The organism is Devosia chinhatensis (assembly GCF_000969445.1).
GTDB lineage: Bacteria > Pseudomonadota > Alphaproteobacteria > Rhizobiales > Devosiaceae > Devosia > Devosia chinhatensis.
Genome location: NZ_JZEY01000061.1, coordinates 1,244,010 through 1,265,046, shown reverse-complemented (window position 1 = coordinate 1,265,046; position 21,037 = coordinate 1,244,010). Strand labels below are relative to the sequence as shown.

18 protein-coding genes, 1 tRNA gene and 1 riboswitch are annotated in these 21,037 nt (G+C 62.1%); of the genes, 9 read left to right on the top strand and 10 right to left on the bottom strand.

Features of this window, described 5'->3' with window-relative positions; translation table 11 throughout:
• Positions 1 to 52: 52 nt before the first annotated feature.
• Complete coding sequence (locus VE26_RS16525; protein WP_046106185.1) at positions 53 to 2,539, bottom strand: ligase-associated DNA damage response DEXH box helicase; 2,487 nt, start codon at positions 2,537 to 2,539, stop codon at positions 53 to 55.
• A 114-nt stretch (positions 2,540 to 2,653) separates the two neighbouring features.
• Between VE26_RS16525 and VE26_RS16520 the strand changes: the two genes are divergently transcribed.
• The 3 genes from VE26_RS16520 to VE26_RS16510 all read left to right on the top strand — a co-directional run bounded on the left by VE26_RS16520 (position 2,654) and on the right by VE26_RS16510 (position 5,064).
• Positions 2,654 to 2,941, top strand: coding sequence for a DUF6460 domain-containing protein (locus tag VE26_RS16520; RefSeq protein WP_152658881.1), 288 nt, complete (start codon positions 2,654 to 2,656; stop codon positions 2,939 to 2,941).
• Between the two features lies 1 nt (position 2,942).
• Positions 2,943 to 3,614: a nucleoside/nucleotide kinase family protein gene (locus VE26_RS16515; RefSeq protein WP_052715974.1), complete on the top strand. Its 672-nt coding sequence runs from the start codon at positions 2,943 to 2,945 to the stop codon at positions 3,612 to 3,614.
• A 94-nt stretch (positions 3,615 to 3,708) separates the two neighbouring features.
• Positions 3,709 to 5,064, top strand: a complete 1,356-nt coding sequence (locus VE26_RS16510; protein ID WP_046106183.1) for an MATE family efflux transporter — start codon at positions 3,709 to 3,711, stop codon at positions 5,062 to 5,064.
• Here the strand turns inward: VE26_RS16510 and VE26_RS16505 are convergent.
• Both VE26_RS16505 and VE26_RS16500 read right to left on the bottom strand, forming a co-directional pair.
• Positions 5,061 to 6,173: a quinone-dependent dihydroorotate dehydrogenase gene (locus VE26_RS16505; RefSeq protein WP_084620622.1), complete on the bottom strand. Its 1,113-nt coding sequence runs from the start codon at positions 6,171 to 6,173 to the stop codon at positions 5,061 to 5,063. The two genes, VE26_RS16510 and VE26_RS16505, sit on opposite strands and share 4 nt — an antisense overlap.
• A complete protein-coding gene (locus VE26_RS16500) occupies positions 6,170 to 6,532 on the bottom strand; it encodes a DUF952 domain-containing protein (protein ID WP_046106182.1) in 363 nt (120 codons plus the stop codon). Before VE26_RS16500 ends, VE26_RS16505 begins: the two co-directional genes overlap by 4 nt.
• A 122-nt stretch (positions 6,533 to 6,654) precedes the next feature.
• Between VE26_RS16500 and VE26_RS16495 the strand changes: the two genes are divergently transcribed.
• Positions 6,655 to 7,302 carry a S24 family peptidase gene (locus VE26_RS16495; protein ID WP_046106181.1) on the top strand — a complete coding sequence of 216 codons (648 nt, stop codon included), beginning with the start codon at positions 6,655 to 6,657 and terminating at the stop codon, positions 7,300 to 7,302.
• 1 nt (position 7,303) lies between these two features.
• Here VE26_RS16495 and VE26_RS16490 read toward each other — a convergent pair whose 3' ends face one another.
• Positions 7,304 to 8,272: a sensor histidine kinase gene (locus VE26_RS16490; protein WP_052715973.1), complete on the bottom strand. Its 969-nt coding sequence runs from the start codon at positions 8,270 to 8,272 to the stop codon at positions 7,304 to 7,306.
• 168 nt (positions 8,273 to 8,440) lie between these two features.
• On the bottom strand, positions 8,441 to 10,054 hold the full coding sequence (locus VE26_RS16485; protein WP_046106180.1) for a lysine--tRNA ligase: 1,614 nt from the start codon (positions 10,052 to 10,054) through the stop codon (positions 8,441 to 8,443).
• A 144-nt stretch (positions 10,055 to 10,198) separates the two neighbouring features.
• On the opposite strand from VE26_RS16485, the gene VE26_RS16480 reads away from it, so the two are divergent.
• Positions 10,199 to 10,612, top strand: coding sequence for a tellurite resistance TerB family protein (locus VE26_RS16480; RefSeq protein WP_046106179.1), 414 nt, complete (start codon positions 10,199 to 10,201; stop codon positions 10,610 to 10,612).
• 10 nt (positions 10,613 to 10,622) lie between these two features.
• Here VE26_RS16480 and VE26_RS16475 read toward each other — a convergent pair whose 3' ends face one another.
• Both VE26_RS16475 and metZ read right to left on the bottom strand, forming a co-directional pair.
• Positions 10,623 to 11,444, bottom strand: a complete 822-nt coding sequence (locus VE26_RS16475) for a transporter substrate-binding domain-containing protein (protein ID WP_046106178.1) — start codon at positions 11,442 to 11,444, stop codon at positions 10,623 to 10,625.
• The gene (metZ, locus tag VE26_RS16470) at positions 11,444 to 12,652 is read right to left on the bottom strand and encodes an O-succinylhomoserine sulfhydrylase (protein WP_046106483.1); all 1,209 of its coding nucleotides are present in this window, start codon (positions 12,650 to 12,652) and stop codon (positions 11,444 to 11,446) included. The genes VE26_RS16475 and metZ overlap by 1 nt, the downstream gene beginning before the upstream one ends.
• A gap of 38 nt (positions 12,653 to 12,690) precedes the next feature.
• Positions 12,691 to 12,766, bottom strand: a riboswitch (SAM riboswitch).
• Positions 12,767 to 12,844: 78 nt separating this feature from the next.
• On the opposite strand from metZ, the gene VE26_RS16465 reads away from it, so the two are divergent.
• Positions 12,845 to 13,951 (top strand): 2'-deoxycytidine 5'-triphosphate deaminase, encoded by a 1,107-nt coding sequence (locus VE26_RS16465; protein WP_046106177.1) that lies wholly within the window; start codon positions 12,845 to 12,847, stop codon positions 13,949 to 13,951.
• A gap of 79 nt (positions 13,952 to 14,030) precedes the next feature.
• Here the strand turns inward: VE26_RS16465 and VE26_RS16460 are convergent, their stop codons facing one another.
• From VE26_RS16460 to VE26_RS16450, 3 genes are all read right to left on the bottom strand, one after another.
• Positions 14,031 to 14,807 carry an ATP-binding cassette domain-containing protein gene (locus tag VE26_RS16460; RefSeq protein ID WP_046106176.1) on the bottom strand — a complete coding sequence of 259 codons (777 nt, stop codon included), beginning with the start codon at positions 14,805 to 14,807 and terminating at the stop codon, positions 14,031 to 14,033.
• On the bottom strand, positions 14,807 to 15,865 hold the full coding sequence (locus VE26_RS16455; RefSeq protein WP_046106175.1) for an ABC transporter permease: 1,059 nt from the start codon (positions 15,863 to 15,865) through the stop codon (positions 14,807 to 14,809). Before VE26_RS16455 ends, VE26_RS16460 begins: the two co-directional genes overlap by 1 nt.
• A 76-nt stretch (positions 15,866 to 15,941) precedes the next feature.
• Complete coding sequence (locus VE26_RS16450; protein WP_046106174.1) at positions 15,942 to 16,955, bottom strand: sugar ABC transporter substrate-binding protein; 1,014 nt, start codon at positions 16,953 to 16,955, stop codon at positions 15,942 to 15,944.
• Between the two features lie 187 nt (positions 16,956 to 17,142).
• Between VE26_RS16450 and VE26_RS16445 the strand changes: the two genes are divergently transcribed.
• The 3 genes from VE26_RS16445 to mbhE all read left to right on the top strand — a co-directional run bounded on the left by VE26_RS16445 (position 17,143) and on the right by mbhE (position 21,035).
• Positions 17,143 to 18,333 (top strand): ROK family protein, encoded by a 1,191-nt coding sequence (locus VE26_RS16445; RefSeq protein ID WP_046106482.1) that lies wholly within the window; start codon positions 17,143 to 17,145, stop codon positions 18,331 to 18,333.
• 97 nt (positions 18,334 to 18,430) lie between these two features.
• Positions 18,431 to 18,504 (top strand) — tRNA-Gly (locus VE26_RS16440).
• 221 nt (positions 18,505 to 18,725) lie between these two features.
• Entirely contained in the window at positions 18,726 to 21,035 is a 2,310-nt protein-coding gene (gene mbhE, locus VE26_RS16435) for a hydrogen gas-evolving membrane-bound hydrogenase subunit E (RefSeq protein ID WP_052715972.1), read from the top strand.
• Positions 21,036 to 21,037: the final 2 nt, after the last annotated feature.

Genomic DNA, 21,037 nt, shown 5'->3' with positions numbered 1-21,037 from the left:
GGTCGTATCGATTTCTGGAAGGCCCACTCATGCCGGAGCGGGCCGAGCAGGCTCAGTGCTCGCCGACGGCTTCCCGCAGAAGCTCCTCGGCGGCCTCAGCCATAGCTGATTCCCGTCCCTCCCCGAAAATGGGTTCCTTGCCGATATCGAGCATAACGGGCACTGCCAGTGGTGAAATCTGCGTGAGCGGCATGTGGACGATGTGATGGCGGATGCGCGCCAGCATCTGGCCAAGGCGTTCGATATCGAGCAGACCCCGTGCCGCGTCGCGTCGGGTGGCCTGGATCAGGATATGGTCGGGCTCGTGCTGGTAGAGCACATCGTAGATGAGATCGGAAGACATGGTGATCTGGCGCCCGGTTTTTTCCTTACCCGGATGGCGGCGTTCGATCAGCCCGGCAATGATCGCACAATTGCGGAAGGTGCGCTTCATCAACGCCGATTCATCGAGCCAGGATTCGAGGTCGTCGCCCAGCATGTCCTCGTCGAACAGCTCGTCAAGGCTGAGCCGTCCTGTCCGGATGAGGGCGGAGAGGTCGCCCAAGCCCCAGATGGCCAGGGCGTATTCCGAGGCCACAAAGCCCAGCGGGCGGGCGCGCATGCGTTCGAGCCGCCGGGTCAGCAGCATGCCCAGGGTCTGGTGCGCCAGCCGCCCCTCGAATGGATAGCACACAAGATAATTCTGCGTGCCGCGCGGGAAAGTCTCGACCAGTAGGCTGTCGCGGCGCGGCAGCACGGAAAAGCCCTGTTGAAGGCGCAGCCAGTCCGCGACCTGGTCAGGCAGCTTGGGCCAGTCGGCGGGACTGTCCATGATGCGCCGGACGCGTTCGGCGAGGTAGGTGGAGAGCGGGAACCGACCACCCATATAGGAGGGTATCTTGGGGTCCTTGGCAAAGCCGCGCGAGACGAAGGCCTCGTTGTCCTTCATGCCCTCGAAGGCGACGATTTCGCCACCGAAGATGAAGGTGTCACCCGGGGACAGGGTGGAGAAAAAGTATTCCTCCATTTCCCCCAGCACCCGGCCGCCCGCACCGATGGGACCGGTGGTGCGGCCGCGCTTTTGGTCCTTGCTGCGCACCAGCCGCACGCGCACCATCGGTTCCTCGATGATGGTGCCGATATTGAGCCGATATTGCTGGGCCACCTGTGGATTGGAAATGCGCCACAAGCCATCTTCGGTCAGGCGCAGCCGCGCGTAGCGTTCATAGGCCTGAAGCGCATAGCCACCCGTGGCCACGAAGTCGAGTACGCGGTCGAATTGCTTGCGCGGCAGGTCGCGATAGGGCCAGGCGCCGGTGACTTCGCCATAAAGATCGTCAGCTCGAAAGGGTTCGGCACAGGCCATGCCCAAAATGTGCTGCGCCAGGACATCATAGCCACCGGGCTGGGGATCTTCGCTGTCCTGATGGCCCTCGGCCACGGCCTCGACAGCCGCCTCGCACTCAAGCACCTCGAAGCGGTTGGACGGCACGAGCAGCGCCCGCGAGGGATCGTCGAGCCGGTGGTTTGCGCGACCGATCCGCTGCAGCATGCGGGATGAACCCTTCGGCGCACCCACCTGAATGACGAGATCGACATCGCCCCAGTCGATGCCCAGATCGAGAGTGGACGTACAAACGACCGCCTTGAGCTGGCCATTCGCCATGGCGGCCTCCACCTTTCGGCGCTGTTCCACGGAAAGCGACCCGTGATGGAGTGCGATGGGCAGCATGTCCTCGTTGATGTCCCAGAGCCCTTGGAACAGCATCTCGGCCTGACTGCGCGTATTGACGAAAAGCAGCGTGGTCTTGTGGCGCTGGATGACCTTGTAAAGTTCGGCGCGGGCATAGGCAGCCGAATGACCGGCCCAGGGCAGGCGTTCTTCGGTCTTGAGGATAGCCAATTCCGGTGGAGCACCACCCACCATGTGCAAGAGGTCCGTGCGCCGCTCCGGATGCGGCTGGGCGATCCAGTCGCGCAGCAGATCCGGCCGGGCCACCGTTGCCGACAGCGCCGTTACGCGCAGCGCGGGGGCGAGGCTGGCAAGCCGGGCAAGACCCAGCGCCAAGAGGTCGCCGCGCTTCGAGGTGACGAGGGCATGCAATTCATCCAGCACCACGCGGCGCAGGGTGCCGAACAATTGGTCGGCATGCGGATGCGAGATGAGGAGGGCCAGCTGCTCAGGCGTGGTCAGCAAGACATGGGGCGGGCGGCTGCGCTGGCGTGCACGCTTGGCGGCCGAAGTGTCCCCGGTTCTGGCTTCGACGCGAATGGGCAAGCCCATTTCCACGACCGGTGTTGAGAGATTGCGCTGCACGTCCACCGCCAGCGCCTTGAGCGGTGAGATATAGAGGGTGTGCAATCCATCGAACTGCCCGTCGACGAGATCGGTCAAGGTCGGCAGGAAGCCGGCCAGGGTCTTGCCGGCGCCGGTGGGTGCAATCAATAACTGACTGGCACCGGCCTGGTAGGAAGCGAGCACATCGAGCTGATGCTGGCGCGGGGACCAGGCGCGCTCTGCAAACCAATTGGCGATGACCGGCGGCAGAACAGGCGTCATGCCGGCACCCGGTGCTCACGCAGATAATGTGACCAGCTTTCTGACACCGAGCACCTAATACAAATCACCCAACAGCCTATATGATGGGCTTGACCCTGCCAAATGGAGCCGGCCATGACAGAAGAATATCGACCGCATAACCGTTCCGCATTGGAGCGAATGATGGGCGGCCGCCCAGCGTCGGTGATCATCAAGCTGGTCCTTTTGTCGCTTCTGGTCGGATTTGTGATGTCGGTCTTTGGCTTTGATGCCGTTGATCTGGTGCGCGGAGCGGTGGATATGGTGCGAGAAGCGCTCCGTGACGGGGCGGGCGTGTTCAGGCAAATGGGCGCCTATATTCTGGCCGGCGCCGCGATTGTTCTGCCCATCTGGCTTTTGCTGCGCCTGACGCGGGGACGCTGACATGGCCGAAACGATCCATTTGACCCCGGCGCAGGCCCTGTCGCGCCTTGTGCCGCATATTCTTGAAATGGAAAGTGCCGCCGACGGCCGGCGGATCGCCATCGGGCTGGCCGGCGGGCCGGGATCGGGCAAGTCCACCCTCGCGGTGGAACTGGTCGCCATGCTCAATGCGGTCAAGCCGGGCAGCGCCGCCTATGTTCCCATGGACGGCTTTCACATGCGGCATGCCAAGATCGAGGCCATGGGGCAGACCGACTACAAGGGCGCTCCCCACACATTCGAGGGCGCAGCCTTCGTCACCTTTCTCAACCGGCTCAAGCACGCCAATGATGCCGTCAGCGGCCCGGGTTATAGCCGCAAGATCGAGGATGTGGTGGACGATGCCTTCACCGTTGTGCCGGACGTAAAGGTGCTGGTGGTGGAAGGCAATTATCTGCTGCTAACGGAAGGGCCCTGGGCCGGCGTCAAGGCGCTGCTTAACTATGCCGTGTTCATCCATGTGCCGCGCGATACGGTGCGTGACCGACTGATGAAGCGACACGGGGAGGAAGGGCTTTTCTCGGCGGAACGCAACAAAGCCCATATCGAGCGCAACGACCTGCCGAACTACGATCTCGTCGAGGCCTCGCGCGACCGGGCCGACGTGATCTTTGACATGGTGGTGGACCGTTGAAGGCCTTGAGAAGTAGCCCTTAGCAGTCGCTTTCCCCGCAGCGATCTTGTGGCTAGGCTGATTTTCTCGCCCGATCTTGCCGAGTCGCTTCTTCATGTCCGTCCGCCCGCAGCACCCGTTCAGCGTCCGCAGCCGGGACGTTTGGACCATCGCCCTGCCCGCTTCGATCGCCTTTATCACCGAGCCCATGGTGGGGCTGGTGGATATTACGGTCGTTGGCAGGCTGGGTGACGCCGCACTGCTCGGGGGCCTGGTGCTGGGCGCTCTCGTCTTCGATATTCTGTTCTCACTCGCCTACTTCCTGCGTATCGGCACGGCGGGGCTCGTGGCGCAATCGGTCGGCGCCAGGGACCCGCGCGATGGACTGATCCATGTCAGCCGTTCGCTGGTGCTGGGTGTAACCATCGGATTGGTCATGGCCCTGCTGGCCTCGCCTATCTTATGGTTGGCGGTGCGATTGCTGGCACCGGACGCTGCGGTCGAGACCGCGCTGACCGACTATTTCCACTGGCGTATCTGGTCCGCACCGTTTTCGCTGATCAATTATGCCCTTCTCGGCTGGTTCTATGGCCGCGCTGCGGCCAAGACCGGCATGGCGCTGCAATTGCTGCTGCATCTGGTCAATATCGTCTTGTCCATTTGGTTCGTGCATGGACTGGGGCTCGGCGTGGCCGGAGCGGCGCTCTCGACGTTGATCGCTCAGGTGGTGGCCGCCAGCGCAGGACTGCTGATCCTGGCACGCCATTATGGCGGCCCGGCCGCACTCGCAGCCCGCATTGCGCCCGGCGAAATGCGCGATGCGGCGGGCATTCGGCGCATGTTCGGGCTCAGTCGCGATCTGATGATCCGGTCCATGGCCCTGATGGGCGCCTATGCCTGGTTTGCCGCACAGGGTTCGCGCATGGGCGAGGTCCCGCTGGCTGCCAATGCGATCTTGCTCAATCTGCTCATGGTCGTCGGCTTCTTCCTCGACGGTATTGCGCAGGCAGCCGAGCAATTGACCGGCAAATCTGTGGGGGCGAACTGGCGCCCCGCCTTCGACCGCGCCTATCGTCTGTCCATAATCTGGGGCCTCGTGATTGCCCTGGGCCTGGGGATCGCCTGGTACCTTTCGGGCCCCTATATCATTGGCTTCATGACCACCAATGAGGACGTCCGGGCCTATGCGCTGGCCTATATGCCGGTGGCAGCGCTCTGCGCCCTAACCTTCATGCCGGCCTTTGTCTATGATGGCATTCTGATCGGCACGACGCAGAATGTGCTCATGCGCAATGGCATGATTGCTTCGCTTGTGATCTTCCTTGCCGCTGCCTTTTTCCTTCAGCCGCTCTGGGGCAATTGGGGCCTTTGGGCCGCCCTTCATTGCTGGTTTCTGGCGCGCGGCCTGATCTATTGGGCTGCCCTCGAGCGCCGCAAGGCGTCGCTCTTTAGCCCGCAGGCCATTGACTAGGTCAGCTCGGCGCGGCCTGCAGCCCAATCCTCGGTTTTGGTGCCCACCAGTTCGGAAATGTTCTTTTTGCCGGCAGCGCGCACCCCGGCGACAAGGCCACGCTTGATGCGCTCGAGAAGGTCGAGACCGCCAAAGACCAGCGCGGAATAAAGCTGGATGGCATTGGCGCCGGCCTCGAACTTTGCGAGGGCGGTCTGTGGCGAATGAACACCACCCACACCCACGATCGGCATGGCACCGACCCGCTGTCGCATCTGCGCCAGCCGACGGGTCGAGAGATCGAAGAGCGGCTTTCCCGAGAGGCCGCCGGTCTGGTCGGCATTCTCCATGTCGGTGACCGGTTCGCGGCTGATCGTGGTGTTGGAGACGATCAGGCCATCAAGATCAGTATCGAGGATCACCCGGGCGATTGTGTCCATGCCGGCCTCGTCGAGATCGGGCGCGATCTTGAGAAGAACAGGCACACGTGTTTTCGCCTTGGCGCGGGCCGAGAGTACCTCGCCCAGGAGACGCCGGAGCGCATCGTCGGCCTGAAGGTTGCGCAAGCCCGGCGTGTTGGGCGAGGAAATGTTGACTGTGAGATAATCTGCGAGATCGGCAAAGCGGGTGACGCCAAGCACGTAATCGGCCACGAAATCGGCGCTGTCCTTGTTGGCTCCAATATTGACGCCGAGCGCTGCAGGCACCCGCAGGCCTCTGAGCCGCTCGAACGCGGCATCGTGCCCTTCATTGTTGAAGCCCATGCGATTGATGACGCCTTCAGCAGCACTGATCCGGAAGAGGCGCGGCTTGTCGTTGCCCGCTTGCGGACGGGGCGTGACAGTGCCGATCTCGGTCATGCCGAAGCCCATCAGGGCTAGTTGGAGCGGCACTTCGGCATTCTTGTCGAAGCCGGCGGCCATGCCGACCGGATTGGACAGATCGATTCCGCACAGCCGCGTCGCCAGCTCGGCCGGGTCCTTGTGCGCCTGCTGCGGCGCGAGCCCGAGGCGCAGTGCCGCTATGGTGGCGCCATGGGCGGTTTCGGGGTCCATGCGCAACAGCGCGTCCCGCGTCAGCGTTGCAAGACCGGCATTGCGCAGCAGCGGAGACAATGCGGAAAAGATCATTCTACAGCCTCCGGCAGTGTGCAATTGCCCTCGTCATCGACGCTGACCGATGCCTCCCATTCTACTGCCCCCATCTCGAGGGGGCCGCCATGGAGATGAGGGAAGAGCTGGCCGCCCCGCGACGGTTCCCAGAGGAGATGCTCAGCCAGATCACTGGTGCGAACAGCCAGGATGACAAGGTCGGACTGCCCCTTGAAGTGCAGGCGCAAGGTCTCGCCGAGCTGCGCGGCCGTGGAGAAATGCATATAGCCATCGGCGGCATCGACGGCCATCCCGTCATATCGGCCGGAATGCCGGGCGGCGGCCAGCGAGACTGGAGTGGCAATCTTGTAGATCAAGCGCGTATTTGTGTTGGACATGGCACACCTGCACGGAACAGTGCCGGGGTAAAACGTAAACGTCGTCTTTACAAGGCCAGCAGCGGACAATACCCTAGGACTGTATTCCCGGTATAAGATATCTTTCCTTTCAGGATTGCCAGATGCTTTCACACAGGGCCATTTGGGATGGCATCGACGCCTTGGCGCGTCGCCATGGCCATTCGGTCTCGGCTCTGGCCCGTCTGGCCGGATTGGACGCGACCGCCTTCAATGTCTCAAAGCGTGTCAGCAAGGATGGACGCGAGCGCTGGCCCTCGACCGAGAGCATTGCCAAGATTCTCGAAGCGACCGGCGAGAGCTTCGACTCCTTCCTCGCCGGCACAGGCGCCTTCCTGCAACAGGGCGGCTTTGCCGAGCCCCCGCAGCGGACGGTGCCGCTTCTTGGCTTGGCCCAGGCTGGCGCAGGCGGCTTTTTTGACAGCGCAGGCTTTCCCGTAGGACAGGGTTGGGACGAAATCGTTTTGCCCACCCCGACCGATAGCGGCATCTATGCGCTTGAAGTCACCGGCGACAGCATGGAGCCGCTTTATCGCGAGGGAGACCGTATCGTGGTTTCCCCCACCGAGCAGGTGCGCCGAGGAGATCGGGTGGTGGTCAAGACACGCGACGGCGAGGTGATGGCCAAGATCCTGGCGCGGCAAAGCGCCCGGCAGATCGAACTGCATTCGCTCAACCCGGCCTATGCGCCCCGCGTGCTGGAGCTGGGCGAGGTTGAATGGGTGGCCCGCATCATCTGGGCGAGCCAATAGCTCAAGCCGTCGCCGCAGCCTTCGGATCGGCTGAAGGGAAGGTTATGATCGTCAGCGCGCCGTTCTCGCTACGGAAATCAAGCTTGCCGTCGAGATTACGCACGAAGCTCGAAAGCACCCGGAACCCCAGCCTGTCGCTTGCGCTCGGATCAAAACCCGCAGGGAAACCCGGGCCATCGTCGCGTACCGTAACGCAGATCATGTCGCCCTGATCTTCCAGCAGGATGGAGAAGCGCCCCTGGCGGTCCATATAGGCATGCTTGATCGAATTGGTCGCCAGTTCGCTGACCAGAAGCGAAAGGGTGATCAGGCGATTGACGTCGAGCCGGCCGATATTGGTCCGGACATCGATCGCGATATCCTCCCGGCCTGCACTTTCGAATACGTCGCGCAGCAAATCCTCGAGATAGGCGCCAAGGGGAAGGTCGTTATTGGTCGGATCGTACAGGCGACGATGAATCCGCGCCATCGACTCGAGCCGGCTGGCGGCATCCTCGAACACCGACTTGACCTCTGGACTATGTGCGGCGCGGCGCTTGTGCATCGAGAGCAGGGCGCCGATAAACGACATATTGTTGGCTGTGCGGTGCTGCAATTCCTCAAATAGAGTGTGCTGGCGCTCGAGGAGATGGGCGGTCCGTGCCTGCTCCTGCTTGAGACGGCGCAGCGAGGAATGCATCAGATGAATGATCAGGATATCGGCCGACAGGATGGCGACGAAGAACACCACGGCAATGGTGCTTTGATAGTCGAGCGAAAATGAATTGAACGGCGGGATGAACCAGTACCAGGCTGCAACGACCGAGAGCATGGCGGCCACGATGCCCGGGCCAGTGCCGCAGAAAAACGCGGTCAGCAGAACGGCGGGAAAGAAGGTGAGATACGGAAAGCCAGTCGGCAAGGCGTCGTTGACGAGAAAGCGCACCAGAAGAGCCAGGGCGACCGCGGCAATAGCCACGAGGTAGGCCAAGACTGGCCTTTTCCGAAAATTCTCCGCTGTGGTGAGCAGCGTCGAACCAAAGCCTAGTGCACCCACATTCAACCCTCAGGGGCGCCACTCCCGCTTCGACGCAGCTGCGGGACGCAGCACCGTGTGAACGCGGAAGCGGGCAAAAGGCTGCCCACTTCCAGGACCTTGTCAGCTTGCGAGCATCTTGCCGGCAAGAGCATCGGCAATCAGCTTACGGGTTTCTGCAACGCCGTAAAGAGCGATGAACGATCCGAAGCGTGGGCCTTGATCGTCGCCGAGCAGAACCTGGTAGATCGCCTTGAACCAATCGCGGAGCGGCTCGAATTCATACTTCTTGCCGATCTCGTAGACGAGGTTCTGCAGGTCTTCCGCATTGGTGGACCCCAGCTGGTCACCGAGCCTGTCGTGCAAATCCTGCAGAGCCGTACGCTCGATATCGGTCGGAGCGCGATAGGTCTTGAAGGGTTTGACCTTGTCGTTGAAGTAGCGCACCGCGTAGCCGGCGAGCTTGTCGAGCTCGGGATGGGTGGTCGCACTGGCGCCCGGAATATAGCGAGAGATGAAGCCCCACATGACCTTGGTGTCCTGCGCATTGGCCGTGGCGACCAGATTGAGCAGCAGAGCGAAGCTGAGCGGCACATCGGGATTGGGCACATCGCCATAGTGGACATGGAAGGCCGGGTTTTCGAGGCGCGCCGACGCATCCTGACCTTGGTAGGCCGCGACGTGGGTGTAATAGTCGTCGACGGTGCGCGGAATGACATCGAAATGCAGGCGCTTGGCCACCCTTGGCTTTTGGAACATGTAAAGGCCCAGGCTTTCCGTGGCTGCATAGGTCAGCCATTCGTCGATGGTCAGGCCGTTGCCCTTGGACTTGGAAATCTTCTGGCCTTCCGCGTCGAGGAACAGCTCGAACACATAATGCTCCGGCGGCGTTCCGCCCAGGATCGCGCAAATCTTGTCGTAGATGTGCTGATTTGTCTGGTGGTCCTTGCCGAACATTTCGAAATCGACGTCGAGCGCGGCCCAGCGCATGCCGAAATCGGGCTTCCACTGCATTTTCACATGGCCGCCGGTGACCGGCACGGTCGTGTCCCGGCCGTCCTCGTCGGTGAAGGTGACGGTGCCATCCTTGGCGTTGACTTCCTTCATGGGCACATAGAGCACACGGCCGGAAATCGGGGAGATCGGCAGGAAAGGCGAATATGTGGCCTGCCGCTCGGGCCCCAAGGTGGGCAGCATGACCTTCATGATGTCGTCATAGCGCTCGGTCGCCAGGCGCAGCACATGATCGAAGCGGCCGGACTTGTAATAGTCGGTGGCACTGGCAAATTCATAGTCGAAGCCGAACGTATCGAGGAAGCGGCGCAGCATGGCATTGTTGTGATCGCCAAAGCTCGCAAACTCATTGGTCCAGGGATCGGGGACCGCGGTCAGTGGCTTTTGCAGATGCGGCTCCATCGCCTCCTTGGAGGGGACGGTATCGGGAATCTTGCGCATGCCGTCGAGGTCATCGGAGAAGCAGATGAGCCGGGTCGGCACCTGATCGCGCGTCAACAGGCGAAAGGCCGTGCGCACCATGGTGGTGCGGGCCACTTCGCCGAAGGTGCCGATGTGAGGAAGGCCCGAGGGACCATAACCGGTTTCGAAAACCGCCTCGCCCTTGCCCGACTTTTCCAGCCGTTTGACGATCTTGCGTGCTTCCTCGAACGGCCAGGCGCGGGCATTCTGCGCGGGCTCGAAAAAGGACGGGTCAAGGGCAGGCAGAGCGGCGGGCGACACTGGGTTGCGGCCTTTCAAAAATGACGGGAGAAGACGAAGAAGGCTCTGTGCACCGATTAGCGGTCGCCGTCAATGTCGCAGGCCGTTGCATGCCTGCTCTGGAAACCCTAACTCTTGTCGAGTTTTGTTCCACGGAATAGCGCGATGACCAGCCAAGCCCAAGATGCCCTCATTCACGTGATGATCGTTGCCGCGACATCGGACAGCGCCATAACCGAAAAGGAACTGACGCGCATCACCGCGCTGATCGACCGCCTGCCGGTTTTCGAGGGTTTTGATCGCACTCGGCTTGAAACAGTCGCCAACCAATGCGCCGACATCCTCAACGGGCAGGACGGCCTCGACAAGGTGCTGGACGATGCGATTGCCGTCCTGCCGGCCAAGCTGCAGGACACGGCCTATGCGCTGGCCGTCGAAGTCACCGCTGTTGACCTCTATCTCGAACAGGAAGAGTTGCGCTTTCTCGAATTGCTGCGCGACAAGCTGAGCCTTGACCGGCTGACGACCGCCGCGATCGAGGTCGCAGCCCGCGCCCGGCACCGCAAGCTTCCGGCTTGAGCCGACAAGCCTAGTAGAAGCCGACGGGGAACCAGCGCAGGTAGAGTTCATCGAGCGCGCCGTTTTGCTTGAGCCGCACCAAAGCCCAGTCAATGGCATGGCGGACGGCGTCGTTCCCGGCGGGCATTGCGATCGACAACCCGTCCCCGAAAAGGTCGGGGCGGAAATAGGGCTCGCCAGCAAAGCCGCAACAGGCCAGATTGTCGTTGAGCCAGAAGGAGGCGCGCATGGCGTCTCCGAAAAACGCGGCAACGCTACCCGATTTCACAGCCTCCAGCGCTTCGAGTTCGTCGTCGAATTCCATCCGCTCGATGTTCGGCAAGTATCGGATCAGGAATTGCTCATGCGCGCTGCCGGCGCGGACCGACACCTTTTGTCCGTCGAGCGTTTCGGCTCGAAAGCCCTCTACGGCCTGCGCCCGGGTGAGAAAGCGTCCGGGCAGCGCCAGATAGACCGAAGAGAAGTCGTAAAGCTCGCCATTCTCAGGGGTCATGGACAGGCCGGCGATCAGCGCATCGCCCTGATTGTCGGCCAGCGCATTTGCAGCCTGGTCCCAGGGCCAGGCCTGGATGGTGCAGGCCACATTGACCTCGATACAGATCCGTCGTGCCAGATCGATATTAAAGCCAATCAGTTCGCCACCCGGATCGCGGAAATTGAACGGTGGAAAATCGGCCGTGGTCAGGAAGCGGATGGCCGGCACCGGTTGCAGATTTGGCAGGATTTCGCGGGCGTCCGGGTCGACGTGATAAGGCAGCGGCTGTGCCGCTGCCGGCAAGGCGAGAAGCAGGCAGGCCAAGGCTGACATGCAGCGCTTGAACAGGGACCGCATCAGACCTGATCCAGTCCATACATGAGGTCAGCGATCAGATCGTCGGGGTCTTCGAGACCGACCGAGAGGCGCAGGAGGCCCGGGGTGACGCCGGTTTCGAGGCGGACCTCCTCGGTAAGGCGGGCATGGGTGGTGGTGCGCGGATGGGTGATGAGCGACTTGGCATCGCCCAGATTGTTCGAGATCAGGATGACCGCCAGACTGTCCGACAGCGCAAAGGCACCTTCCTGCCCGTTTTTGACGTCGATCGCGAGTAGGGTGGAACCACGCGTCATCTGGCGCTTGGCCAGCTCATACTGCGGATGGTTTGGATCATGCGGGTAGATGACCCGCTCGATCTTCGGATGGCCGGAAAGCGCTGCCGCGACTTTTTCGGCAGTGTCTGTCATGCGCTCGACGCGTAGGGCGTAGGTTTCCAGGCCCTTGAGCAATACCCAGGCATTGAAGGCGCTGAGCGTCGCACCGGTCTGGCGAAGGAAGGTATGCACATCGCCTTCGATGAGCTCCTTGGAACCCAGAACGATGCCGCCCAGCACGCGGCCCTGGCCATCGATATGCTTGGTCGCCGAATACGTGACGAGGTCCGCCCCCAGTTCCAAGGGCTTTTGAAAGAGCGCGGTCGAAAACACATTGTCGACGATGAGTTTGGCGCCATGGGCGTGGGCAATGTCGGCGACGGCGCGGATATCGACCAGCTCCAGCGTCGGATTGGTCGGCGTCTCGATGAATACGAGCTTGGTATTGGGCTGCATGGCACGGGCGAAGTTCTCCGAGTCGCGGCCGTCCACCAGGGTCGAGGCGACACCGAAGCGCGGTGCGAAGTCTTCCACGACATAGCGGCAGCCGCCGAACAAAGCCTGGGAGGCTACGATATGATCGCCCGCCCTGACCTGGCTCATCACCGCATTGGTGACCGCAGACATGCCGGAGGCGAAAGCCTTGCCGGCCTCTGCGCCCTCCAGAAGCGCCATGCGGTCCTCAAACATGTCCACCGTCGGATTGGAAAATCGCGAGTAATTATGTCCCCCGGCAATCTTGCCCTGGAACAGTAATTCGGCGTGCTCGGAGCTGGGATAGGAATAACCCGAATTGAGAAACAGCGCCTCGCTGGTCTCGTTGAAGCCTGAGCGCATGCCGCCGCCATGAACCATCTGTGTCGCTGCAGAGAGCTTCTTGGGATCGTTCAGGGGGTTGTTGGTCTTTGTCATGGTCACGCTTTCAAACAAAAAACCGGCACGCGAGTGGCGGCCGGTTCCAAACGGTCTTTAGCTATTTGTTTTAAGTGGCTGCAAGCGACCGGCCAAATCACCACTGAATGGAGGGATTTAACGGCATCGAGGCCATGGCGTCAATCGCTATGGTTTGCTAGGGAAAGCCTAGGACCAGCGTGAGTAATTTGCATGAGCGAAGCTTGGCCGAAAGGCGTCTTTCCGGCGCGATTGATCGAAAAGCTGCATGAGCAGGGCGCCATTCGCGCCGATCGCGCCTTCGATGCCGACCAGGTCCAGCCGGCCAGCCTCGACCTGCGGCTCGGCAAGACCGCTTTTCGCGTGCGCTCGAGCTTTCTGCCGGGACCCAGCCACTCGGTGGCAGAGCGCATCGAGGCGCTCAAACTGCATGAGATCGACCTCAGCAAGGGCGCCGTTCTCGAGCGCGGCTGCGTCTATCTCGTTCCGCTCGAGGAACGCCTTGATCTGCCCGAGGGTGTGAGCGCCTCCGCAAATCCTAAAAGCTCGACCGGCCGGCTGGACGTATTCACCCGCGTCATCGGCGACCGCGCCCGGGGCTTTGACCAATTGCCTTCAGGCTATAGCGGTCCGCTCTATCTTGAAATCAGCCCGCGCACCTTTCCGATCCTTGTCCGGACCGGATCGCGCCTGAGCCAGATGCGGTTTCGTGGCGGCGACAGCCGGCTTTCCATCGGCGAGCATCAGGCGCTTCATGCCAGCGACGTGCTGGTCATCGGCGGCGAGCAGCCGGTGGATAATGGCGTTGCGCTATCAATCGATCTCGTGGGCCAAGGCCGGGACGGGCTGATCGGCTTCCGCTCCAAGCGCCACACGGCCGTGGTGGACGTCGACAAAAAGGCGGCGCTCGACGTGCTCGATTTCTGGGAGCCGCTTTACGCGCGGGGCCGCAGCGAACTGATCCTGGACCCTGACGAATTCTACATCCTCGTCAGCCTCGAGGCGGTGCATGTGCCGCCGACCCATGCGGCGGAAATGGTGCCCTTCGATCCGCTGGTCGGGGAATTCCGCGTCCATTATGCCGGTTTCTTCGATCCCGGCTTTGGGCATTCGGCTGCAGGCGGTACCGGAAGCCGGGCCGTGCTGGAGGTGCGCAGCCGCGAAGTGCCCTTCCTTCTGGGCCATGGCCAGATCATCGGCCGGCTGATTTACGAGAACCTCGCGGAGGCGCCGGATCGTCTCTATGGATCAGACTTGGGCTCGAACTATCAGGCGCAAACGCTCAAGCTTTCCAAGCATTTCAAGCCATTTTCAGCCTGACCAAAGAATCAGGCAGAGGACGATGGCTGGTCACTAAATGAGAGGCGCCCGGCGGGGGGACAGTGCCGGGCGCCTGTCCTTACGCTGCCATGGCGGCTCCCGGCGCGCTCTTGGCACCGGTCATGAATGCCACGGCATCGGACATCGTATAATCCTTTGGATCGATCACGCAGAGGCGCCGGCCCAGGCGATGCACATGGATGCGATTGGCCACCTCGAAAACGTGCGGCATGTTGTGACTGATGAGGATGATGGGGATGCCCCGCGCCCGCACGTCCTGGATGAGATCGAGCACGCGACGGGATTCCTTGACGCCGAGTGCTGCGGTGGGCTCGTCGAGGATGATGACTTTCGAACCGAAGGCCGCGGCGCGCGCCACCGCCACGCCCTGCCGTTGCCCGCCGGAGAGGGTTTCGACGGCCTGGTTGATGTTCTGAATGGTCATCAGGCCCAGCTCGGACAGCTTCTCGCGGGCAATGCGCTCCATGGCGGGACGATCGAGCTGGCGCAAGACCTTTCCCATGAAGCCAGGCTTGCGGATTTCCCGCCCCATGAACATGTTGTCGGCGATCGAGAGGGCCGGTGACATGGCCAGCGTCTGGTAGACGGTTTCGACCCCGGCCAGTCGCGCATCGATTGGCGAGGAAAACTCGATCTTTTGCCCTTCAAGAAAGATGTCGCCGCTATCGGGCCTGATGGCGCCGGACAGCGCCTTGATCAGGGAGGATTTGCCCGCGCCATTGTCGCCGATGACGGCGAGGATTTCCCCCGGCATCAGGTCGAAGTCGCAATTGTCGAGGGCAGTCACGCGTCCATAGCGCTTGTTGAGGGCGCGGGCGGAAAGAATGGGTTCCATCAGGCAGACACCTTTCTGATCCACTGATCGATGGCAACGGCGGCAATGATGAGGGCGCCGATGAGCAGGTAAGTCCATTGCGCGTCGGCGCCCATCAGGCGCAGGCCAAGCGAGAAGACACCCACGATGAGCGCGCCGAAGAACATGCCCATGATCGAACCGCGCCCGCCGAACAGCGAAATGCCCCCGATCACCACGGCCGTAATGGATTCGATATTGGCCGATTGCCCCGATGTCGGCGACACGGAACCGATGCGGCCGATCAGGACCCAGCCGGCAAAGGCGCAGATGAGGCCGGACAGCATATAGACCGAAATGAGGATGCGCTTGGTGTTGACGCCGGAAAGCGCGGCTGCATCCGGATCGTCCCCCACGGCATAGACATGGCGCCCCCATGCGGTGTGACGCAGCACATAGGCCAGGACCAGCACCAGCACGATGAAGAAGATCACCCCATAGGTGAACACCGCGCCGCCCAGGGTGAAGGACTTGCCGAAAAACTGCAGCAATGGGGCCTGGGTCTCGATTTCCTGGGCGCGGATGGTTTCGTTGCCCGAATAGAGGAAGTTGGTGGCAAGAGCGATTTGCCAGATACCCAGAGTGACGATGAACGGAGGCAGCTTCACCCGCGCGATGAGCCAGCCGTTGACGAACCCGATGAAGGTACCGACCACGAGGCCGCAGGCAATGGCAACAGCCGGCGGCATGCCCAGGCGGAAAGTGAACTGGCCCATGATCACCGAGCTGAGCACCATGATCGCGCCCACGGACAGATCGATGCCGGCGGTAAGGATCACCAGAGACTGGGCCGCGCCGACGATGCCGACAATGGCCACCTGCTGGAGGATCAGCGTCATGGCAAAGGACGAGAAGAACTTGGTGCCCAGAAGGGCTCCGAAGACAATGACCGAAAATACGAGGACGATGAGCGGGACCAGCGCCGGGTTCGAATGCAGCGCATGCTGGACACGCGACAATAGGGTCATCTGATGATCGAAACTGGCAATGCTTTCGCTGCGCCTCGTGAGGCCCTGCTCGGCCTCGGACGGGTTCGACATGGGCCTACCTCCCCTGGGGATGAACGCGGGGGCAACTGTGCTGCCGCCCCCGCCGTGATCTGGGTCTATGCGAGGCCTAGCCCCAGCAGAGATTGGTGCCTTCGGCGCTGTCGATGGACTCGACGCCATCGGCCGGCGTATCGGTCACAAGCTTGACGCCGGTGTCGAAGAAGTCCTTGCCGGGGGTTGGTTCGGGCTTGGCGCCGCTATCGGCCCAGGCCTTGATCGCCTCGACGCCGAGTGCCGCCATCTGCAGGGGATATTGCTGGGAGGTAGCGCCGATCACGCCGTCCTTCACATTGGCGACGCCGGGGCAGCCGCCGTCGACGGAAACGATGGTGACGTCATTCTCCCGGCCGATCGACTTCAGGGCCTCGTAGGCACCGGCAGCGGAGGGCTCATTGATCGTATAGACGAGGTTGATCATCGGGTCTTTGGCGAGCAGGTTTTCCATCGCCTTGCGGCCACCCTCCTCGTTCCCCGCGGTCACGTCATGGCCGACGATGCGTGGATCGGTTTCATCGCCCCACTTGTTGGGATCGGCGACGTCGATGCCAAAGCCTGTGAGGAACCCCTGGTCGCGCAAGACGTCGACGCTGGGCTGGCTGACCGCCAGGTCCAGCATGGCGATCTTGGCATTGGCAGCTTCCGCGCCCATCTTGGCGGCGGCCCACTTTCCGATCAGTTCACCGGCCAGAAAATTGTCGGTGGCAAAGGTGGCATCGGCGGCATCGATCGGCGTGAGGGGCGTATCGAGTGCGATGACGACGAGGCCGGCGTCGCGGGCCTGCTGCACCGATTGCACGATTGCAGAGGTATCCGAGGCCGTTATCAGAATGCCCTTGGCGCCATCAGCGATGCAGGTTTCGATGGCCGCCACCTGGGTTTCATGATCGCCGTCGATCTTGCCGGCATAGGACTTGAGCGTCACGCCCAGCTCGGCAGCCTTGGCCTCGGCGCCTTCCTTCATCTTGACGAAAAACGGATTGGTATCGGCCTTGGTGATGAGGCAGGCGCTCACATCCTGGGCCATTGCCGCAGGCGTCATGGCAGCCAGGCACAAGGCCGTGCCCAAAAGCAGCTTTTTCATGTTCTCTCTCCCTGGTCCGGCAGTTCAGAAAGGGCTCCTTCCCCCTCGGCCTGACACCGGCTTGCTTGATTGCACGCCCATATCGTGAAACGGATTCCAGGCCTCGTCAATATATAAATCTAGTTTATTTATTTATTTCAGGCGGGCTATCTTCCGTGATGGCATAGCCTTGATTATGGTGCGCGCCATGGACAATGCAGTCATCCGATCGCTGAGCGGGGGCGTGAACCAAAGTGGGGTTCGCGACTATAATGAACGTCTGCTGCTGACCCTGCTGCAGCGCAATGGCCCGACCGCCGGCAGCGAATTGGCGCGGCTCGCAAACCTGTCTCCACAGACCATCTCGATCATCCTGCGCGAAATGGAGGCCGAAGGGCTGCTCGAGCGCGGCACCCCGATCAAGGGGAAGGTGGGTAAGCCTTCCGTGCCCATGCATCTGGCAGAAAATGGCGTGCTCTCCCTGGGCTGCAAGATCGGGCGGCGCAGCGCGGTGCTGCTGCTTGCCGATTTTCGCGGCACGGTTCGGCAGGAATTGCAGCTGACCTACGAATATCCCCTGCCCGGCCCGATCTTTACCTTTCTCCAAGAAGGGCTCAAGACCATCCTTGCGGCATGCAGCCCCACAGAACGCCAGCGCATCTGCGGTATCGGCATCGGCCTGCCGTTCGAGCTCTGGCGCTGGAACGAATTGGTGGGCCCTCCATCCGACGATTTCGTTTCCTGGAAGGATGTCGACTTCGTCGCCGAGCTGGCAAAATTTACCGACCTGCCGGTCAGCATGGTCAATGACGCTACCGCTGGCTGCCAGGCCGAACAGATCTATGGGCGCGGCAAGGAGTTTCGTGATTACGCCTATTTCTTCATCGGTGCCTTTATTGGCGGCGGCATCGTCCTCAATCATTCGGTCTATCAGGGCCATCACGGCAATGCCGGCGCTCTGGGGTCGTTGCGCAGTTTCGGCCCACAAGGGGAAAGCCAGCAATTGATCGACACCGCCTCGATCCACCTGCTCGAGGCGCGCCTGGCCGAGAACGGCCACGACCCACGCGATCTTTGGGCGCAGCCGCAGGACTGGAGCCGGTTTTCCCGGTTCGTCGATCCTTGGCTCGGGCGGACGGCACAGGAACTGGCCCGGGCCAGCCTTTCCGTCTGCGCCGTGATCGATTTCGAGGCCATCCTGATCGATGGCGCCTTTCCCGAAATGGTCAAGCACGACCTCGTCGAGCGCACGCGGCGTTATCTCGTCAACCAGGACATGCGCGGCCTCATCGCCCCCCGCATCGAGGCCGGCGCGGTGGGCGGAAATGCCCGGGCATTGGGCGCCGCGGCCAGCCCGCTCTTCGAGCGCTATTTCATGAATGCCAGTATAAGGCTCTAGCCGGCGCAGATGCGCGGAGCACCTTGACGCCCCCTTTGATTTCCAGCATCTATCGCCGGGCTGGTTGCAACCGACCAGCACCCTGGACCAGCGCCAGGCGGGTGTAGCTCAATGGTAGAGCAGAAGCTTCCCAAGCTTACGACGAGGGTTCGATTCCCTTCACCCGCTCCAATTTCGCCCCGACAAGTCTTTACATTACCCTTGGTCTGGCGACGAGCGCGGCAGCTCGGTTGGCTGGCAATGCTTGCGCACAGAGCGTTCGGAAAACCGAACGCATGGGGTGTCCGGTTCGGATAAGCGGACCGGCTCTTTGCCCGCACCTTTGATTTTGCTCAATTTTTTTCTGGCACGAGGCTTGCGACGGTATCCGCGAATTGCGGAGGTTGTCTGTCGTGTCTCTTCTCACAGTGCTGATCCTGTCTGCCGTGGGCAGCTTGGTGGGCTGGCGGCTATCCGCGCTGGCCGGGCCTCTTGGGCGGCTTCTGCCGGTCGCCATTCCCGCAACACTCTTTTTCGGCCTGCTGGCGCATTGGGCAGACATCACCAATGGTGGCGTCGTCACCGAGGCGCTGGACTGGGTGCCCTCACTGGGCGTCGTCCTCGCCTTGCGGCTTGACGGCTTTTCCTATCTCTTCGGTCTCCTGATCACCGGTATCGGTACATTGGTCACCCTTTATGCCGGGGCCTATTTCGCGGATGCGCCCGCCAAGACGCGCGCCCGCTTCATCCTCCTCATCCTGATTTTCATGACGGCCATGCTGGGCACCGTCCTTTCGGACAACCTCATCGTCATGTTCGTCTTCTGGGAAGCCACGAGCCTTACCTCCTTCATGTTGATCGGCTTCGAGGCCCGCAAGGTCGAAGCGCGCCGGGCGGCGCTGCAATCGCTGTTGATCACGGCGGGCGGGGGCCTGGCGCTTTTCGGTGCCATCCTGCTGATCGGGCTGGATCTTGGCACCTTCAGCCTCAGCGCCGTGGCCGGCAGCGCCGACCGCATCGCCGAAAGCCCTTATCTGGTGGCCATCGTCGTGCTGCTGCTTCTGGGCGCCTTTACCAAGTCGGCACAGTTTCCGTTCCATTTCTGGCTTCCACAGGCCATGGCGGCGCCGACGCCGGCATCGGCATATCTGCATTCGGCCACGATGGTGAAACTGGGCATCTACCTGCTCGGCCGGTTCGACGCGGCTTTCGCCCAAGTCCCCGCCTTCGGCGTAACATTGGTCATCTTTGGCTCATTGACGATGTCCATTGCGGCGCTCAATGCCCTGCGGGCGACCGGCTACAAGGCAATCCTGGCGCAATCGACCGTTGCGTCCCTCGGCATCCTGGTCATGCTGATCGGGCTCGACGGCGAGGTCGCAGCGGTCGCCACGGCAGGCTTTATCCTGGCGCACGCACTTTACAAGGCCGCCCTGTTCTTCTGCGCCGGCACGGCAATCCATGCCACCCATATCGCCGAATTGCGCAAGCTGGGCGGACTGGTGCGCTTCCTGCCGTTTACGGCCGCCGCCGCGGTGCTGGCCAGCTTCTCCATGGCTGGCCTGCCGCCCTTCATCGGCTTCATCTCAAAGGAATATCTGTTCGAGGCGCAGCTCGAAAGCGGCTGGAACGTCGTTCCGGTGATCATCGCTGTGCTGGTCAACGGCATCATGGTTTCGGTGGCAGGCGTCGTCTCGCTGCGGCCCTTTTTCCTGGGCCGAGACAAGATCAGCCACGTGCATCATGGCGAGACGCCGGGCCTGCTGTTCGGACCGCTGCTGCTGGGGGTGACCGGCATTATCATGGGGCTCGTGCCCGGCCTCATTACCCGGCACCTCGTCGGGCCTGCCGCGACGGCGCTTTACGGCGCGCCAATCGATACCAGCTTCTCGCTCTGGCACGGCATCACGCCCATGCTGTTTCTCAGCATGGCAGCCATCGGGCTGGGCGCTGTCCTGGCGTGGAAATGGGATGCTCTGCACGATGGCATCCGGGCCTCAGGCTGGTCGCAACGTCTCGATGCCGACCGCCTCTATTATCGCGTCGTCGAGGCCATTCTTTCTCTCGCCCGTGCGGCCACCCGGTGGCTGCAGAATGGCGACCAGCGCCATTATTCGGTGCTGGTGATGCTGACCCTGCTCGCAACCTGTGCCTGGGTCTTGTGGCACACCGGACAATTTGCGATGGCCCCGCTGGATCCGGTCCTGCCTGTTCCGACCCTGCTGCTGGCGGCCGGGTTGGTCGGCGCCCTGGTCGCGACCCGGGTTCGCTCGCTGGTAGCGGCGCTGATCGGGGTGGGCATTGTCGGCTATGGCTCGGCCCTGCTCTTCGTGCTCAACGGTGCGCCTGATCTGGCCCTCACCCAGTTTGCCGTCGAAACGCTGGTGCTCGTGGTGATCATGGCAGTGCTCCTGCGCCTGCCGACGACGACCGAGCCGACCCGCAAGCCGGGAGAGCGCAAGCTGGACGCGGTCATCGCCCTGAGCTTTTCGGTGGTGGTGTTCATCGGCCTCGTGGCGATGCTGGCCATCCCCTTCGACCCCCGCATTTCCGCGTTCTACGGCGCGACCAGCTATACCGAGGCGCAGGGGCACAATGTCGTCAACGTCATCATCGTCGATTACCGCGCGCTCGATACGCTGGGCGAAATCGCCGTGGTGGCCTTCGCCACGATGGGCGCCTGGGCCTTGCTGCGCCGCCGTCGCGTCGACCGGAAAGGCTAGCC

Excerpts from the sequence above, each read along its gene's own strand:
- VE26_RS16525 (WP_046106185.1), bottom strand. The coding sequence starts at position 2,539 with ATGACGCCTGTTCTGCCGCCGGTCATCGCCAATTGGTTTGCAGAGCGC.
- VE26_RS16520 (WP_152658881.1), top strand. The coding sequence starts at position 2,654 with ATGACAGAAGAATATCGACCGCATAACCGTTCCGCATTGGAGCGAATG.
- VE26_RS16515 (WP_052715974.1), top strand. The coding sequence starts at position 2,943 with ATGGCCGAAACGATCCATTTGACCCCGGCGCAGGCCCTGTCGCGCCTT.
- VE26_RS16510 (WP_046106183.1), top strand. The coding sequence starts at position 3,709 with ATGTCCGTCCGCCCGCAGCACCCGTTCAGCGTCCGCAGCCGGGACGTT.
- VE26_RS16505 (WP_084620622.1), bottom strand. The coding sequence starts at position 6,173 with ATGATCTTTTCCGCATTGTCTCCGCTGCTGCGCAATGCCGGTCTTGCA.
- VE26_RS16500 (WP_046106182.1), bottom strand. The coding sequence starts at position 6,532 with ATGTCCAACACAAATACGCGCTTGATCTACAAGATTGCCACTCCAGTC.
- VE26_RS16495 (WP_046106181.1), top strand. The coding sequence starts at position 6,655 with ATGCTTTCACACAGGGCCATTTGGGATGGCATCGACGCCTTGGCGCGT.
- VE26_RS16480 (WP_046106179.1), top strand. The coding sequence starts at position 10,199 with ATGACCAGCCAAGCCCAAGATGCCCTCATTCACGTGATGATCGTTGCC.
- VE26_RS16475 (WP_046106178.1), bottom strand. The coding sequence starts at position 11,444 with ATGCGGTCCCTGTTCAAGCGCTGCATGTCAGCCTTGGCCTGCCTGCTT.
- metZ (WP_046106483.1), bottom strand. The coding sequence starts at position 12,652 with ATGACAAAGACCAACAACCCCCTGAACGATCCCAAGAAGCTCTCTGCA.
- VE26_RS16465 (WP_046106177.1), top strand. The coding sequence starts at position 12,845 with ATGAGCGAAGCTTGGCCGAAAGGCGTCTTTCCGGCGCGATTGATCGAA.
- VE26_RS16460 (WP_046106176.1), bottom strand. The coding sequence starts at position 14,807 with ATGGAACCCATTCTTTCCGCCCGCGCCCTCAACAAGCGCTATGGACGC.
- VE26_RS16455 (WP_046106175.1), bottom strand. The coding sequence starts at position 15,865 with ATGTCGAACCCGTCCGAGGCCGAGCAGGGCCTCACGAGGCGCAGCGAA.
- VE26_RS16450 (WP_046106174.1), bottom strand. The coding sequence starts at position 16,955 with ATGAAAAAGCTGCTTTTGGGCACGGCCTTGTGCCTGGCTGCCATGACG.
- VE26_RS16445 (WP_046106482.1), top strand. The coding sequence starts at position 17,143 with ATGGACAATGCAGTCATCCGATCGCTGAGCGGGGGCGTGAACCAAAGT.